The organism is Reichenbachiella versicolor, from assembly GCF_003171675.1.
Taxonomy (GTDB): Bacteria; Bacteroidota; Bacteroidia; order Cytophagales; family Cyclobacteriaceae; genus Reichenbachiella; species Reichenbachiella versicolor.
Window position 1 is genome coordinate 1 of sequence record NZ_QFZQ01000016.1, and the last position, 16,742, is coordinate 16,742.

A 16,742-nucleotide genomic window follows, 5' to 3' on the forward strand; every position below is an offset into this window, starting at 1 on the left:
ATCATATCCTATGAAGAGTACCATCCTTTTGGTACAACATCGTACAGAGCTGGACGCAACGAAACCGAAACCTCACTCAAACGATATCGATATGTCGGTAAAGAAAGGGATGAGGAAACTGGGCTTTACTATTACGGTGCTAGGTATTATGCGCCGTGGCTGCAGCGGTTTATAAGTACCGACCCACTCAAAGATGAGTATCCTCAGCTTAACCCGTACAATTATGCTGATAATAGTCCAGTCACTGATCTAGATATAGACGGGCAGCAAAATACAAGAACACCTAAGCGTTCTGTAAGAGGACAAGTGCGACAGAGGGAATTAGCTAATAGAACCTCAAAAGCACCTCAAGGATCGAGTTTTGTTGAAGATGCAATTATTGGAGCGGTTGAAACATTAGTTAAAGGTGCTGTTAATGTTTTAGAGTTTGGATTTGATAGGGCAATGCAAAACCCTCGTGTTAGAGGATATGAGATAGCGCGCTCTCAGCAACCATTAGAACAAACAGTAAGAGAGTTTGAAGAATATAATCAACAAGGCATAGATCTTGTGAATCCTGCTAAGATTGTTGGTCGAACAGGTGAAGCTTTAATTGAAGCGGGTCAAAACGTAGTTGAAGGAATTCAGACTGGTGATGGGCGTCAGTTTGGTCAAGGAGCTGCGACAATTGGTGAAGCAGCTTTTGGAATGAAATTTCTATTTAAGAAACCAAAAGTCGGTGCTCCAACAAAGCTTGATGATTTACACGTTACGCAGTTGACTAATAAAAGAGCTTTAGCAGGACAATTTCTTAGAGAGGCACAATTAGAGTTTGTAGATTTTAATAAAGCTGTACTAGTTAAAACTTTAAAAGAAGGGGATGAGCTTATTCAGTTTAGAATGGAAGGTTTAGATGGTGGTATAAGCCAAAGGGGTACTGTAGGGAGTTTTTTTGCACCAAAGGGAACAACACCTGGACAAATTGGTTTAGACCCAGACTTAGTTGTTCAAACACTTCATGTAAAAGTTACTAGGGCAACCGAAGTATTGGAAACTACCCATAAGAGCAACGCACCATTTTATGCAGATCCTTCAAGAACAACAGAGGGCGGTGGTATACAGCTTTTTAGTAGAGAATTGAAGAAAAATGTTGAAGTAACTAACTACCCTCCTAATCAACAATAATATGGATTTAGAATTAGATAAAATAATTAATAATCTTCGAGATAGATTAACGGAATACAGAATTCATACAAAAAGTAAAAAAGCTAGTATACATGTTAATGCTGTTGAAATAGCATTGTGTCTTGCCGAATTTTCTGCTATAGATAATCGTCAAATTAAAGAATCAGAGAGAGCTTGGTTTACTGCCGGAGTATATTTGGAATATACTTTTGGAGGTACTGAATGGGAAGATATAAATGACCTTTACTTTCAATTAAAAAAATCTTTAATAAAACAAGGCCATATGAAAAGATAATGGTCTCGTTAGTCCGAGCATGTATAAGAAGTAGGTGGCTAGTTCGAGTTTGCAACTCGGACTTTACGTGATGTAAGATGTGCGGTCAAGGAAGAAGTAAGACCAGTTTTCAGTCTGTGACTTGAATCCAACAACGATCAGTATTCTTTCTGACAAGACACTGATAACACGTACAACAAACACATATCAGTGAATCTCTCGTTGTTCACAAATGTGAAGAGGAGCCATAGAATATATGATAAGAAACATGTAAAAAGGGAGATTTGGCGATCAGAAAAAAGAAACATGATAGATTGTCTTATCGTTAGTTATTTCACAAAAAACCAGCCATATAAGACTTGATTCTAACCCCCGCTGGTGCGAGCGGAGGTCTTCCTACATTAGCTCCAAATCCTTTTTTTGAAGCTGAAGCTATATTTATAGATGCTGGTGCCTCATTTTTTGGTTCCGAAAGTGATATCGGAGCTTTTTTTGTGCTATCAGGAGAAGACAAAGGAGCAATAATTCCTTTTGGTGAATTAGCAGTAGGACTTGCTACTGATTCTGGAGGTGGGATAGAAATAGGACGGGTTGATATAGAAGGAAATCCAGATGATTTTAAGTCTGATTCCCTTTTTGGAGAAAGAACAAAAATTCGAGTTGCTGGAGGAGCTGGTATAGTTTCGGGTGGTGGAGCTATTACATTTGGTTCGTTTAATGGTAAAAAAGTAATAGGTTCGGCAGTTGAGATAGGTGTAGGACCTAGTTCTGTAGGACCTTCAGGTGGTGCGAACTATGGAGTTGTAGGGAAACTTTAATCCAAAAGAAGTATGAAATTGAACCATAAAAAAAGGAAGAATATCGTTCATATCTTTCTGATCATGGTGGTCGGTATGATTTTTATATATACTAAAGCAGAATTTGATCATATTAAACTTAATTTGACCGGGTTGTATAAAGTAGAATTAGTTAATTGTGAAGTTAACAAGGTAAAACATCTTAATCCTAGACCAGGAGACAGAGGTTATTACAGTGCCTTTAGCACTAATTGTTCCAGAGAGATTTATCCAATACTTTCAAAAAATGACTATGATAAAAATAAATTTTGTAAAGGTGTTATCATAAATAAGGCTCCATACACAACTAAAGTTTTATTGACTAAAGGTTCCAAGACGCATCATTTACAATTATTGCATCCTGACGAAATAGATAATAGATATGAATTCATGCTCTACGTATTTCTATTTTTCAGCTTAGTATTAGTCGTGATAATATTTTTGCCAAATAATGTCTACGAAAGAGATGAATAATTTTCCCCGCTGGTGCGAGGTGTGCCGAGAAGTAAAAGCTCGAAATAATAATAGTTCTTTCACATGCTGTAATTGAGATGGAGGTATGGCCCTCCGAAGGCGGTTTTCAGGAACAGCCTTCAAACCACCCTACGGTGCTTGGTGAGTAATTGTCAGGTATTGAGCGGAATAGGGAAAAGGTATCTATAAAATATCAGGTAGGTATAAAAGAGATGAACGCAAGTGAACCAACCGAAGACGTGTCGAGAAAGCGGAACTTATTGTCAAAACAAGACCCAGCTCGCGAGGGACTTGGATAGAATATAGCGGTTACCTGATTACTGGCTATATGGCGATCGTCATTGAGGTGGCATGAATTTTATACAGGCTCAATTATGGAACTCGGGAGATCCATTAGAGAGAAAAAAAAGTGAAAGTACAAGTGAAGACCTCACAAGGCGAATAGCTAATCTCTAATGGAAGTCGGATGAAGTCATATTAGTGGTGAAACTTTTGTAATGAGAGTGGAGCGAAGGACTTCAGTTATACAGTTTAAATGCATTAACAACTCATGAAGAGAAGGATTAGTGGATTAGAAACAAAATCATTACCCATCACTCAGCGGATGGTGAAGGATGCGTACCGTAATGTCAAGTCGAATAAAGGGAGTGCAGGTGTCGATCAAGTGAGTCTGGAGGAATACCAGCAAGACCTATCGAATAACCTGTACAAGCTTTGGAATCGATTGACATCGGGCAGCTATTTTCCACCATCAGTACGAGCGGTGAGTATACCCAAATCAAATGGTAAACGGCGGAAGCTAGGCATTCCAACAGTAAGCGACAGGATAGCTCAACAAGTGTTGAAGAACTATCTGGAACCACGGTTAGAATCAGCCTTTCATGAAAATTCCTATGGTTACCGACCTTTGAAAAGTGCCCATCAAGCAGTAGAGCAAGTACGTTTGAATGTACGATCTCATGCTTGAATGAGTCTAAGACCAAGATTGTTTATTGTCAGGATTATAGACGAGAGAAGAAACACTATAAGAAGAAGTTTGACTTCTTAGGATTCAGTTTTCAACCAAGATCAACAGCCTCTGGGAAGGTAGGGATGTTCTTGGGGTTTGATTGTGGTATCAGCATTACTTCCAAGAAGCGCATCTCAACCAAATGGAAAGAGATGAAGCTACATAAGTGGACAGGAGCTACGATAGCAGAGATAGCTCATATCATCAACCCTATTATGCGAGGTGTTTGCCAATATTACGGCAGCTACAAACGCTGGGAACTTGAGTCCGTGTTTCTCAATTTTCATTTTCGTCTAGTGAAATGGATAGTGAACAAGTACAAGCGCTTCAAAAGTAGTTACAAGCGAGGTTATGAATGGTTGAGGCAAGTGAGACAGAGCTTTCCTAACTTGTTTTACCATTGGACATTAGGATACAAGACGATGTGATTGTATAACAAGAGCCGTATGATGGGAGACTATCACGTACGGTTCTGTGAGAGGTTTGGGGTGAGATTCCCCTTACCTACTTGACCATGAATAAAAAGTAATGGCTAGTTCGAGCTTGTAACTCGGACTTTGCGTCATGGAAGATGTGCGGTGATAAAGAAAAGAAACCTCTGATTGATCAGGGGTTTTTATTTTATATGATCTCAACAACCCAATCAGTAAAAGCAATTGCTGAGATTATACAAGAGATAAAAAACATTACAATAGGTAGTCGATTGTCGAAATGAGTTGGCTCAAGGTTGGAAATACTTTTCAAGAAAAGCTTACCATCTTTGTGCATGCTTTTTTCTAATCGGATCAAGTCCTTAAACAAACCATCCTTTCTAGATACGATTTTTTGAACTGCATTTAATCTATGATTTAAGTAGTTGTTCTTTCCGCGCCATATCAAACAAATTATACCTATAAAACCAGAAAGGACAATAACGATAATAGACATCGGATAATCTACGATCTTATCAAACTTTGAAGCCAACGTTGCGATAGCTGAGTAGCCAGCAAAAAACACTGGTATGAAAAAACGATTATCCCCGCTCGATCGCAATTGCATTGCGATTGTATCTTTATATAGCATCTTCGATGCGTTATCCCAAGTCAACCTATTCCAAAATTTTTACTTTGATGACTCCATCAAGGCCTGCGTAATTTCTTGCACTACTATATAGGTACTCTTGTGGGCTATTAACAAAACCTGCTTCTACAGGGTTTTGGTGAAGATATTCAAGCTTCTGATCCAAGAAATCATTAGTTTCTATTTACTTGGTATGATAACCTTGTTTCCAAAGGATATACTCTTTACCACGCTGCACTCTAGCTACTTCATATGAAAACTTCTTCAACATCCATTCTCTTCTACTTTCGGCTATTTCTTTTTAAACATAATGGCTCAATTCTAGAAATTATTACAAAATATCAATCCTACATTTCAAACTAAAAATTTCCACTAGTTATATATAATAATAACATGCTGATTTACGGAACATTTGCGACCGAGTGAGGAGTATGACAGCCTGTGCTAGGTTTGGTATTCCAGGACCAGTTTATGTAGGTGCTAGATTGGGCTATTTATTTACTGATGACGATCAATCTGACAGTGAGTTGATTTTACTTCCAGAAGTTGGTGCTAGTTTAGGAAAAATAGATGTCAACCTAGATTATCAAGTTTTGAACGATATCAATTACATGAACCTAAGAGTAGTTTATTACATTATAGGTGGTTAAAATATTGGCTATAAAAAAACGCGTCAAAATACATTTTGAAGCGTTTTTTTATGATAGTATCAAATCTTAATTCGCCAAAAGTTTAAACAGAGTGGTTAATTTTTGTTTTAAACTTCTTCTGTCTACGATAAAGTCTAAAAATCCGTGATCCAATACGAATTCTGAGCTTTGGAAACCTTTAGGAAGATCCTTTCCTATAGTTTCACGTATGACTCTTGGTCCAGCAAACCCGATAAGTGCTCCTGGTTCTGCAATATTAAAGTCTCCCAGCATCGCGTAAGATGCTGTTACTCCACCAGTAGTTGGATCTGTTAATAGTGAGATATATGGTATACCTGCTTCGCCAAGTAGCGCTAATCTTGCAGAAGTCTTGGCCATTTGCATCAACGAAAATCCTGCCTCCATCATTCTCGCACCACCTGACTTAGAGATCATTAAAAATGGAATTTTATTTTCCAATGCATGATTTACACCTCTCGCAATCTTTTCTCCAACTACAGATCCCATAGAGCCTCCTATGAAACCGAAATCCATACAGGATATAACAACAGATTGACCATTCATTTTCCCTACTGCTGTTCTACAGGCATCTTTCAAACCTGATTTTTTCTGAGTAGCTACGATTCTTTTTGGATACTCTTTTGTATCAACGAATCCAAGTGGGTCACCAGAACTTAAATCAGCATCAAGCTCTTCAAATTTGTTACCATCGAAAAGTATTTCGAAATATTCCTTAGAACCAATTCGAACATGATAATCGTCTTCAGGGCTGACGTACGAGTTGTTTCTCAACTCTCTCATGTGTACAATCTTCCCTTTCGGTGTTTTGTACCATAACCCATCGGGTGCTTCTTTCTTCGCTTCAGTTGGGGTCTGAATACCCTTGTCAGTTCTTTTAAACCAAGCCATAACTTATATTTTGAAAGGTCTGCAAAGATAAGATTTTGAAGGAAGAATCAATGTTTTAGACCTATTTTGACTGATTTCCTAAATCAAGATCCTCGCGATCTTTTAATTTCTTATCTTCAACGTTTTTATTAAGAAAGTCATTGATTTTATCTATGTCAATAGAAGTTTTGATCTCACCAAAACTATCTACATTAACGTCAAAGCCTTCTAACTCAGGATTTACTTTAGCTGTTTTTTTCTTAGTCATTTGCGATTTGATTGAATGCCACTACTGCATTTTCAATACGCTGTTTTACCTCTTTAGTTCCCAATACCTCCACAATCTTCATTAAATCTGGGCCTCCAGCCTCTCCAGTCACCGCTACCCTAAAGACCTGCATCACAGCACCAGCATGTGTTTCATTACGTTCCAATACTTCATTGAATAGAGTTTGAAAACCCTCTGCTTTAATCGACTCCATAGTGGCTAATTCACTCACTAAATCAGAGAAAGTACTTTTTGCAGGTTCTTTCCACTTTTTTCGAACCACCTTTTCTACATATTGGGCAGGTGCCTCAAAGAAATACTTCGCATTATTTAATAATTGAGGAAGTACTTCTATTCGTTCTTTCATCAATTCACAAATAATCTCAGCTTTTGCTTCATCACATTCAACACCTTGAGCAGTCGCCTCCTTTATAAGTGCTGAAACCAATTCTTCTGAAGGTGCTTCTTTTAAATACTGTTGGTTGAACCATATTGCTTTTTGATAATCAAATTTAGCACCGGATTTATTTATTCTTTCTACTGAGAATTCTTTGACTAAGTCTTGCAAAGTGAACAATTCATTTTCTGTTCCTGGGTTCCAACCTAAGAAGGCCAAGAAGTTTACAAAACTTGCGCTCATGAACCCTTCTTCTTTGAAGCCCTTGAACTCTGCATCTTCACCTTGTCCCTGCCATTTCAATGGGAATATGGGAAAGCCATGTTTAGCAGCGTCTCTCTTACTTAATTTGCCATTTCCATCAGGTTTTAATAACAAAGGCAAATGTGCAAACTCTGGCATAGAATCTTCCCAGCCCAAAGCTCTGTAAAGCATAATATGAAGTGGGGCTGATGGTAACCACTCCTCTCCACGAATTACATGTGTAATTTTCATGAGATGATCATCTACTACGTTAGCTAGATGATAAGTAGGCATTCCATCTGATTTCATCAGTACTTTATCATCTAATGTAGAAGTATGAACGTTGATCCAATCTCTAACCATGTCTTTGAAGCGCACATCTTCTTTAGCAGGCATTTTGAAGCGAATCACATAAGACTCGCCTGAATCGATTCTTTGTTTAACCTCTTCCTCGGATAAGGTTAAAGAATTTTTCATTGTGTTTCGACTGATCGAATTGTAGTTGAGAGAATTAGCTTTAGCTTCTTTCAACCTCTCTCTCATAGCGTCAAGCTCTTCTGCAGTATCAAAGGCGTAATATGCAGTACCTTCTTCGACCATCTGCATCGCATACTGCTTGTAAATATCTTTTCTATCAGACTGCCTGTAAGGTCCGTATTCACCTCCTACGTCGACACCTTCATCCCAAGTTACTCCGCACCATTTAAGCGAGTCCATGATGTATTCCTCGGCTCCTTCTACAAATCGTGTCTGATCAGTATCCTCGATTCTAAGGATGAACTTACCAGCATTTTGTCTAGCATACAGATAATTGTACAATGCCGTACGAACACCACCTATGTGCAGTACTCCTGTAGGGCTAGGCGCAAATCTTACTCTTACTTCTTTCATGTGTTTACAATTTCCCATTCAGCGATCAAATGGAACTTACAAGAAATTCAATCATCTTTCGAGCATAAAATAAGATTGAACTTACATGGTCGTTTCATGCTGCAAAAAAATATGCTCCGAATGGAGCATACAATTATTTATAAATATTTTGTTTTGATTTTAGAAAACCGCGATGCACGATATTTCTACATTGACATCTTTCGGAAGTCTACTCACTTCTACTGTTTCTCTTGCTGGAGGGTTTTCACTAAATGACTTTCCATATTCTTCATTGATCAAAGTGAAGTCATCCATATTTTTGATAAAAATTCCACACTTGACTACATTAGAAAAATCTCCGCCAGCCTCTTTTAAAATTGCCTCTAGGTTTTTCATGACCTGAGCTGTTTCTTCTTGGATCGATCCAGATAAAAGTTCTCCAGTATTAGGAACTATGGCAATTTGCCCTGATACATAAAGTGTATTCCCTGCTTTTACAGCTTGACTGTAAGGCCCTATAGGAGAAGGGGCTTGATCAGAATAGATTATTTCTTTCATTATTCTACAGTTACAGATTTAGCTAAGTTACGGGGTTGATCAACATTACACCCTCTCATGATTGCAATATGATAAGACAAAAGTTGAAGTGGGATGACAGAGACTAAAGGCATCAACGCTTCATGACATTCAGGTACTTCGATCACATGGTCTGCCATGGCAGGAATCAATTGATCTCCTTTGGTTACAATAGCAATTACTACTCCTTTGCGAGCTTTGACTTCTTGAATATTAGATACTACTTTTTCGTACGAACTGTCTTTAGTAGCAATAAATACCACAGGCATTTTTTCATCTATTAAAGCAATAGGGCCATGTTTCATTTCCGCTGCCGGATATCCTTCAGCGTGAATGTATGATATCTCTTTGAGCTTTAAAGCACCTTCCAGAGCCACTGGGAAATTATACCCTCTTCCTAGGTAAAGGAAATTATGAGCATCTTTAAACAAATCTGAGATATACTCAATCTGTGCATTTGACTCTAATACTTCTTTGATTTTAACAGGAATAGTTGATAATTCCGTTAGAAGTTCCTTGAATTTACTTTCAGTGATTGTTCCTTTTATCCTAGCTACATTCAGTACTATTTGAATTAATACAGATAGCTGTCCTGTAAAAGCTTTAGTACTAGCAACTCCAATTTCAGGCCCTGTATGTAAATAAGCTCCTTCATGAGTTACGCGACTTATTGAAGAACCTACCACATTAACTACTCCCAGAATGATTGCTCCTTTAGATTTAGCTAATTCAATAGCTGCCATAGTATCAGCAGTCTCACCAGACTGAGAGATAGCTATTACGATATCCCCTTCATTGATAACTGGATTTCTATATCTAAATTCTGAAGCGTATTCGACTTCGACTGGAATGCGACAATACTCCTCAAACATATACTCTGCAACCAATCCAGAGTGCCACGACGTACCACATGCAACTATGATAATTCGTTTAGAGTTAGCCAAAGCTTTAGAATATTCTCTAATACCTCCTAAAGTCAAATTACCATTTGCGGCATCTACTCTTCCACGCATGCTATCTGCTATAGAATTTGGTTGCTCAAATATTTCCTTAAGCATGAAATGGTCATATCCACCTTTCTCTAGAGCATCCAGCTCAAGTTCAACTTGTTGAATTACTGGAGTCTGTTCTTCATCCTCTATGTTTATAATCCTGAATTTATCACGATCAATTACAGCTATCTCTTGATCCTTAAGATAAACTACCTCATTTGTATGTTCTATTAGGGGAGTGGCATCAGATGCCACGAAATACTCCCCATCACCTACTCCCAATACCATTGGGCTACCCTTACGCGCAGCTATCAGTTGATCAGGGTTGTTAGTATTCATGATAACAATGGCATAGGCACCATCTATAGATGTAAGTGCTTGTCTAACTGCCTCTTCTAGCGAACAATTTGCCTCCGACTTGATGTACTCGATAAATGTAATAAGTACCTCTGTATCGGTATCCGTTGAGAATTCGTAACCTTTATTTAATAACTCTTTTTTTAAGATATTATAATTCTCAATGATGCCATTATGAATAATAGATAGAGATTGATTGAATGAATAATGTGGGTGAGCATTTGTATCATTAGGCTCTCCATGTGTAGCCCATCTAGTATGCCCCATACCTATGGTACTAGTAAATTCCTTTGAGCCAATTAGGTTATCAAGTTCGACGACTTTCCCTGCCTTTTTATATACCTGGAGAGAGTTTTCAAATATTGATATACCAGTGCTATCATACCCTCTGTATTCCAAACGTTTTAGACCATTAATAATAATTGGTGCTGCAGGTTTATTCCCCAAATAGGCTACTATTCCACACATACTTCTATTGGTTATCTGGTTATCGTATACCAAACCTTAAGTTTGATACTGTTTTTTAAAAAACGACCCTCATCGAAAGTAACTCTATTTGAAGGCATTAATACTAATTTACTATTTTCTAGTAATCCTCTCTCTTGCAAGTCTCCACTTTCTAATAGCTGAATAAAATTACTCATAGGAGCGGTAAAGCTATTATCAGAATTAGAAATAGTGAGCGGTAATCCACTTCCAGATAAAAAACTAGCATCATCTAGGACTGCAGATTCAATATAATTAGCAGGACTTGAACGAATTTGTTGCCAAATATCTGAACCTTTGATTTTCAAATCTTTCCCTTGGTAATAAAACTGGATATCGCTAACCTCCTGTACATATTGTGAATTATTATCAATCTCCAAGTACAACTCAGCTCTATTAATTAATATAAATTGTCCAGATTCAGCCTCTAACTCATCTAGTGTACTGGAAATATTACTTAAATCTATGACTGGATAAATACCATCAGCAGAGCTCAAGTATACAATATCACTATCAATATCCTGTTCGTCAAGATTGCTAATACCTGCAAAAGAAGAAGATCCATGTTCAACTGAAACCTGATTATATCTATTGCCAGAAAAAGTCATTGTTAAAGTATCTTGAATTACTTGCTTTCCTTCATCATCCTGAACTTCATAGAGTATCTCAATTTTAGATTCTGCGGAAACATTAGCTTCTGTCATTATAGTATTGGATTCTGCAGAAACGAATGCAATTCCTTTAAAGGCATCATTAATTTTTCCAGATACTTCAGACTCTGAGTTGTTCAAGAATATCTGCCAAATTTCATCGCCAAACAAGTTAGAAGCTTCGAATTCAATTTGATAAGTAGAATCAGCTCCGTTAGATTCTCCAGTCTCTAGATAGGCTAAGTAATCCTTGTATTTGATAGAATCAATGGAAAATTTACTAGAAGGAGTGTAAGCTTCATTCATCCCTATTTGAAAATCGGATAAATAATAAACAGAATTTACATTCTCTAAGTCTTCGTTCAACTTATGAATGAATATTTCTTGTTCAGAAGCAATATCAGTCGTATTCAAGACATCAACATCTAGAACTACTCTACATTTCAAATAAGAGTATACCTGATCATCCGCCTTCTCAATAAGTGTATCAGAGGTAATAAAATTGACAATTGCGTTAGCTCGTGAGTCTCCAAAAACTGGAGAGACCTTGCGACCTACCAGCATTCTGGAAGCATTGCTGGATAGCAAACTATCATATTTAATATTCGTGGAAGAAAGAGCTATCTCTGTATATTTTACATCTGCTGAGATAGCACCAGGATTCAGTTCCAATCCAATCTCTGATTGTTCGGAACAAGAAAAAAAAGCGAAAACCACTGACGAAATCACCAGTAGATTTCGCCATTTTTTAACCAACAAGTTCATTATAAAGATTGTAGTACGAGTCTAAGAAGTTATCGTCTTTTTGTATCGTATCTACCTTTTTTGTATTTGAAGTTTCTGAAATTAAACCATCGACCACCGCACTAGTGTCTTCTTTAGTCTTAATGACTGCATCTGCATATTCGATGCCTAGCTTGACAAAACCTTCGATATCTCCTGAATTCAGATGCTGTAGCTGATCTTCATCGATATCCATCATTTTTGCCTTACTTATCAAATCGCCCTCGAATTTATGCTCGAAAGGATTGTCATACAAAGTGAAAACTGATTTTGATGATTTAAATATTGGATCGTTTTTGTAGGTCGTTTTTAGATAAAGAGGAATAAAGCTAGTCATCCAGTCGTTACAATGAACAATATCTGGTGCCCATCCCAATTTTTTAACGGTTTCAAGTACACCTTTACAGAAAAAGATAGCTCTTTCATCATTGTCATTATGGAAGTTTTCTTCTTTATCAAAGAAGACAGATTTTCTATGAAAATAATCTTCGTTATCAATAAAGTAAACTTGAAGTTTTGCTTGAGGAATAGAAGCTACCTTTATAATCAAAGGTTTCTCTTCATCACCTACTGCAATATTGATTCCTGACAATCTTACTACCTCATGAAGTCTATTTTTTCTTTCATTGATTAATCCGAATCTTGGAACTAAAATCCTGATCTCCATCCCTCTTTCCTGCATAGCTTGAGGAAGGGCTCTTACGAAATCAGCTACTTCGGTAGTCTGTAAAAATGGGTTTATTTCACTTGCTACATAAAGAATTTTGTACTTTGACATAAACCTGAATTTTTCTAATGATGATTGTTAAAATTGAGCACAAAATTACATAATATTGACTGCATTTTCAATACCATTGCCTTTTTTGTGAATTTAGGCAGTACTGTGTCTTAACATTTTATGCATATTTTAAGTACCGTACAGGAATTAGTAACTCTCCTAAAGAATCAAGTTTGGCAGCAAAAGAGACTAGGTTTTGTTCCGACAATGGGAGCAATTCACCAAGGCCATTTGTCTCTGGTAAAAGAATCCGTTAGACAGTGTGAATACACCATTGCAAGTATCTTTGTCAATCCGGCACAATTCAATAATCAAGAAGATCTAGAAAAATATCCTCGGCAAACAGATTCTGATCTAGAAATGCTCAAATCCGCTGGGTGTAATGCTGTTTTCCTTCCGTCAGTAGAAGAAATGTATCCAAATGACGATTACTTAAAGATAGACTTTGGGTCTCTTGAAAGAATTATGGAAGGAAAATTTAGACCTGGGCATTTTTCAGGTGTTGGTATTATCGTGTCTAAATTTTTCAATTTGATAAGGCCTAATGTAGCTTTCTTTGGACAAAAAGATCTTCAACAGGTGGCGGTAATTAAAAAACTGACAAAGGATTTAAATTTTCCTTTAGATATTTCTGTAGTGGAGACTATGAGGGAGGAAAACGGGTTAGCTATGTCTTCTAGAAATCTACGACTGTCTGAGCGAGGACTGGCGATTGCTTCCGAAATATATAAGTTATTGACCGATTTAAAACAAATGATACTCAATGGTGAAGCTATTTCAACTTCAAGAGAAAAAATCATTAATAGTTTCAACAAAGTTTCTGCTATTGAATTAGAATACTTAGAAGTCGTAGACTCAGATACGCTAGAGAGTGTAGAAAATACAGCCAACCATGAAAAAGTGTCCATTTGCATAGCAGCTCATCTTGAAAAGGTGAGATTGATAGACAATCTGTATATTAAGTAAAGAATGAAGTTGTCTACAGCCCTCAAATTCCTTTTATCGCTATCGCTAGCAGGAATTATTTTCTATTTCGTATTTAAGAATGTTAAGTGGGCTGAATTTGTGGAACAATTGGAGCACGTTAATTATTGGTGGGTGCTTCTATCGATAATAATAGCCACGCTTAGTCATATACTCAGAGCTTTTCGTTGGAGATTAATGCTAAAACCTTTAGGACATAATGTCAGTCTTCGTAGACTTTTTTATGCACTAATGTCAGGATACTTAGCTAATCTAGTTTTTCCACGGCTCGGTGAAGTAACTAGATGTGGAGTACTAAAAAAAACTAATAATGTTCCGATCAGTATGTCTTTCGGTACAGTAGTAATTGAACGCCTATTGGATTTGGTAATACTACTTTCAATGGTCATTCTGGATTTAATCCTTGAATTTGATAAGGTTTTTGAGTTTTTCAAAGAAGCTGTCAGATGGGAGCAGAGAGGCTTTGATATAATTCATGTTTTCATAGTTGTTGCTGCGGTTATAAGCCTTGGAATATTAAGTGTTTATAGTATCAGAAGATTACTTAAAAGGGAGTTTTCAAACGCTCTAATGATCAAAATTAGTCTCAAAGTCAAAGATTTAATGAATGGACTTCTTTCTATAAGAACTGTTCAAAACCCTGGTCTATTCATATTAACATCCTTAGGGATATGGGTTTGCTACTTTCTTATGAGCTATGTTATATTCTTCTCTGTAAAAGAAACATCAGGGCTTAGTATTGGTGCAGGTTTATCCATATTGGCAGCAGCTGGCATAGCAATGGCTACACCTGTTCAAGGAGGCATTGGAGCATACCACTTTTTAGTAAGCCAAGTTTTGATCTTATATGGAATTGGAGTTGAAGTTTCAAAATTCTTTGCGTTTTTACTTCACACATCTCAGGTAGTGTTCATTCTGTCAGTAGGAGGAGTTTGCATGATTATTGCATCTTTCATTAGCAAGAAAAGGCCAATACAATAGGTCACCCATTGTTTTGGGTAATTGTTTAATGAAATACATAATGATATGATAATTATTCTTATAGCATTTATGATTATCGGATTTATTGTGAGTAATAAGCTTAAAAATAAATTCAATAAATATTCTCAAATAAGTTTAAGATCAGGCTTATCTGGTAGAGAGATTGCTGAAATGATGCTCAGAGACAATGGCATATATGATGTTCAAGTATTGTCTGTACCTGGACACTTAACAGATCACTATAATCCTGCAAATAAAACAGTAAACTTAAGCCCAGAAGTCTATCAGGGAAGAAGTGCCGCAGCAGCAGCAGTAGCTGCTCACGAATGTGGTCACGCAGTACAACACGCTACCGCATATAGCTTCTTGGAGTTTAGATCCGCAATGGTTCCGATTCAAAACTTAAGTGCTAAGATTTTAAACTTTATGATGCTTGGATTGATGTTTTTGGGATTTGGTGCGCAAATGATGAATGTTGAATCAATTTTATTAATTGTGGTAATAGCCCAGTTTGTAATCACTTTATTTTCAGTAGTAACACTACCAGTAGAGTTTGACGCTAGTAAACGTGCCTTAGCATGGATTGATCAAAGAGGAATCGTTACAAATCAAGAGCACACTATGGCTAAAGATGCTCTAAATTGGGCAGCAATGACATATGTAGTGGCTGCGATTTCAGCTATTACGCAGTTGCTTTATTGGGTAATGATTTTGACTGGAGGCAGTAGGGATTAAATATTGTAATCCAAAGACATTCAAAGGACTAGGTCGTTGGCTTAGTCCTTTTTTTGTGATTTTTCTATATATTATGCATGCATAATAAAATTACGAACTATGATTTTTAGCTTGACAGAAGAGCAAATGGCTGTGCAGGAAGCCGCTCGAGATTTTGCCTTAAACGAATTACTACCAGGAGTCATCGAACGTGATGAAAAACAATCTTTTCCAACTGAACAAATCCGAAAAATGGGAGAGCTTGGTTTTATGGGGATGATGGTAGACCCCAAATACAATGGCGGAGGAATGGATACTATTTCATACGTATTAGCAATGGAAGAAATCGCTAAAATCGATGCCTCTACAGCGGTGATCATGTCTGTCAATAACTCCTTGGTTTGTTGGGCAATAGATAAATATGGGACTGAAAAGCAGAAAAATAAATACTTAACTCGTTTAGCAACAGGGGAAATTATTGGCTCATTTTGTTTATCAGAACCAGAAGCTGGGTCTGATGCCACTAGTCAAAAAACTACAGCCAAAGACGAAGGTGATTACTACCTTATAAATGGCACTAAAAATTGGATTACTAACGGAGGAACCTCTTCTGTAAGTATCGTAATCGCTCAAACAGATATTGCCAAAGGTCATAAAGGAATAAACGCTATAATAGTAGAAAAAGAATCTGAAGGCTTCTCAGTAGGTCCTAAGGAAAATAAACTAGGTATACGCTCTTCTGACACGCATTCCTTAATGTTTACAGATGTAAAAGCTCCTAAAGAAAATCGAATTGGTGAAGATGGCTTTGGATTCAAGTTAGCTATGGAAATATTGAATGGAGGTCGTATTGGTATTGCTTCGCAAGCATTAGGTATTGCCTCAGGATCAATGGAATTATCTATTAAATATGCTAAAGAAAGAAAGACTTTTGGTGAGCCAATCTCGAATCATCAAGCTATTCAGTTTAAGTTATCGAAAATGGCCACTGAAATAGAAGCTGCCAGACTTCTTTGCTTACAGGCCGCTTATAAAAAAGATAAAGGCGAAAACTTTATAAAGGAGGCAGCTATGGCCAAACTATTTGCATCTGAGGTAGCTATGCACGCATCTGTTGAAGCGGTACAAATTCATGGGGGCTACGGTTACGTTAAGGAGTTCCATGTAGAAAGACTAATGCGTGACGCTAAGATTACACAGATTTATGAAGGCACGTCTGAGATACAAAACATTGTGATAGCTAGACAATTATTAAAATAGTAATAATACTATCATAGTTCACGAAAATTGTAATCTTTGCGTTTAATCT

20 protein-coding genes are annotated in these 16,742 nt (G+C 37.1%); 11 read left to right on the forward strand and 9 right to left on the reverse strand.

The features are described from left to right. The 6 genes from DKG80_RS20495 to DKG80_RS21385 all read left to right on the forward strand — a co-directional run. Positions 1–1,164: RHS repeat-associated core domain-containing protein (locus DKG80_RS20495; protein ID WP_162556031.1), on the forward strand; the 1,164-nt coding region annotated here is incomplete at its 5' end. Between the two features lies 1 nt (position 1,165). Further along, entirely contained in the window at positions 1,166–1,459 is a 294-nt protein-coding gene (locus DKG80_RS20500; RefSeq protein ID WP_109833263.1) for a hypothetical protein, read from the forward strand. Between the two features lie 338 nt (positions 1,460–1,797). Beyond that, positions 1,798–2,256 (forward strand): hypothetical protein, encoded by a 459-nt coding sequence (locus tag DKG80_RS20505; RefSeq protein WP_109833264.1) that lies wholly within the window; start codon positions 1,798–1,800, stop codon positions 2,254–2,256. Between the two features lie 12 nt (positions 2,257–2,268). Beyond that, entirely contained in the window at positions 2,269–2,748 is a 480-nt protein-coding gene (locus DKG80_RS20510) for a hypothetical protein (protein WP_109833265.1), read from the forward strand. 550 nt (positions 2,749–3,298) lie between these two features. After that, positions 3,299–3,715 (forward strand): reverse transcriptase domain-containing protein, encoded by a 417-nt coding sequence (locus DKG80_RS21380; RefSeq protein WP_245907054.1) that lies wholly within the window; start codon positions 3,299–3,301, stop codon positions 3,713–3,715. Continuing rightward, positions 3,712–4,185 (forward strand): group II intron maturase-specific domain-containing protein, encoded by a 474-nt coding sequence (locus DKG80_RS21385; RefSeq protein WP_245907055.1) that lies wholly within the window; start codon positions 3,712–3,714, stop codon positions 4,183–4,185. Before DKG80_RS21380 ends, DKG80_RS21385 begins: the two co-directional genes overlap by 4 nt. Before the next feature lie 193 nt (positions 4,186–4,378). On the opposite strand, the gene DKG80_RS20520 is transcribed toward DKG80_RS21385, so the two are convergent. After that, positions 4,379–4,819 (reverse strand): hypothetical protein, encoded by a 441-nt coding sequence (locus DKG80_RS20520; RefSeq protein WP_109833266.1) that lies wholly within the window; start codon positions 4,817–4,819, stop codon positions 4,379–4,381. A 25-nt stretch (positions 4,820–4,844) separates the two neighbouring features. Further along, positions 4,845–4,982, reverse strand: coding sequence for a hypothetical protein (locus tag DKG80_RS21225; protein ID WP_162556032.1), 138 nt, complete (start codon positions 4,980–4,982; stop codon positions 4,845–4,847). 265 nt (positions 4,983–5,247) lie between these two features. On the opposite strand from DKG80_RS21225, the gene DKG80_RS20525 reads away from it, so the two are divergent. Continuing rightward, the gene (locus DKG80_RS20525) at positions 5,248–5,466 is read left to right on the forward strand and encodes a hypothetical protein (RefSeq protein ID WP_109833267.1); all 219 of its coding nucleotides are present in this window, start codon (positions 5,248–5,250) and stop codon (positions 5,464–5,466) included. A gap of 66 nt (positions 5,467–5,532) precedes the next feature. Here the strand turns inward: DKG80_RS20525 and accD are convergent, their stop codons facing one another. The 7 genes from accD to DKG80_RS20560 all read right to left on the reverse strand — a co-directional run bounded on the left by accD (position 5,533) and on the right by DKG80_RS20560 (position 12,754). Then, positions 5,533–6,375 carry an acetyl-CoA carboxylase, carboxyltransferase subunit beta gene (accD, locus tag DKG80_RS20530; RefSeq protein ID WP_109833268.1) on the reverse strand — a complete coding sequence of 281 codons (843 nt, stop codon included), beginning with the start codon at positions 6,373–6,375 and terminating at the stop codon, positions 5,533–5,535. Positions 6,376–6,436: 61 nt separating this feature from the next. After that, positions 6,437–6,622, reverse strand: coding sequence for a hypothetical protein (locus DKG80_RS20535; RefSeq protein WP_109833269.1), 186 nt, complete (start codon positions 6,620–6,622; stop codon positions 6,437–6,439). After that, positions 6,615–8,153 carry a glutamate--tRNA ligase gene (gene gltX / locus DKG80_RS20540; RefSeq protein ID WP_109833270.1) on the reverse strand — a complete coding sequence of 513 codons (1,539 nt, stop codon included), beginning with the start codon at positions 8,151–8,153 and terminating at the stop codon, positions 6,615–6,617. Before gltX ends, DKG80_RS20535 begins: the two co-directional genes overlap by 8 nt. Positions 8,154–8,312: 159 nt before the next feature. Further along, on the reverse strand, positions 8,313–8,693 hold the full coding sequence (locus DKG80_RS20545; protein ID WP_109833271.1) for a RidA family protein: 381 nt from the start codon (positions 8,691–8,693) through the stop codon (positions 8,313–8,315). After that, a complete protein-coding gene (gene glmS / locus DKG80_RS20550; protein WP_109833272.1) occupies positions 8,690–10,525 on the reverse strand; it encodes a glutamine--fructose-6-phosphate transaminase (isomerizing) in 1,836 nt (611 codons plus the stop codon). The genes DKG80_RS20545 and glmS overlap by 4 nt, the downstream gene beginning before the upstream one ends. An 11-nt stretch (positions 10,526–10,536) precedes the next feature. Beyond that, positions 10,537–11,958, reverse strand: a complete 1,422-nt coding sequence (locus DKG80_RS20555; RefSeq protein WP_109833273.1) for a DUF4270 family protein — start codon at positions 11,956–11,958, stop codon at positions 10,537–10,539. Continuing rightward, entirely contained in the window at positions 11,942–12,754 is an 813-nt protein-coding gene (locus DKG80_RS20560; RefSeq protein ID WP_109833274.1) for a glycogen/starch synthase, read from the reverse strand. Before DKG80_RS20560 ends, DKG80_RS20555 begins: the two co-directional genes overlap by 17 nt. Before the next feature lie 120 nt (positions 12,755–12,874). Between DKG80_RS20560 and panC the strand changes: the two genes are divergently transcribed. The 4 genes from panC (at position 12,875) to DKG80_RS20580 (ending at position 16,693) form a co-directional block, all read left to right on the forward strand. Next, the gene (gene panC / locus DKG80_RS20565) at positions 12,875–13,720 is read left to right on the forward strand and encodes a pantoate--beta-alanine ligase (RefSeq protein ID WP_109833275.1); all 846 of its coding nucleotides are present in this window, start codon (positions 12,875–12,877) and stop codon (positions 13,718–13,720) included. Positions 13,721–13,723: 3 nt separating this feature from the next. After that, positions 13,724–14,719: a lysylphosphatidylglycerol synthase transmembrane domain-containing protein gene (locus DKG80_RS20570; protein WP_109833276.1), complete on the forward strand. Its 996-nt coding sequence runs from the start codon at positions 13,724–13,726 to the stop codon at positions 14,717–14,719. Between the two features lie 45 nt (positions 14,720–14,764). Then, positions 14,765–15,454, forward strand: a complete 690-nt coding sequence (locus tag DKG80_RS20575; RefSeq protein ID WP_109833277.1) for a zinc metallopeptidase — start codon at positions 14,765–14,767, stop codon at positions 15,452–15,454. Positions 15,455–15,553: 99 nt separating this feature from the next. Continuing rightward, positions 15,554–16,693: an acyl-CoA dehydrogenase gene (locus DKG80_RS20580; RefSeq protein ID WP_109833278.1), complete on the forward strand. Its 1,140-nt coding sequence runs from the start codon at positions 15,554–15,556 to the stop codon at positions 16,691–16,693. Positions 16,694–16,742: the final 49 nt, after the last annotated feature.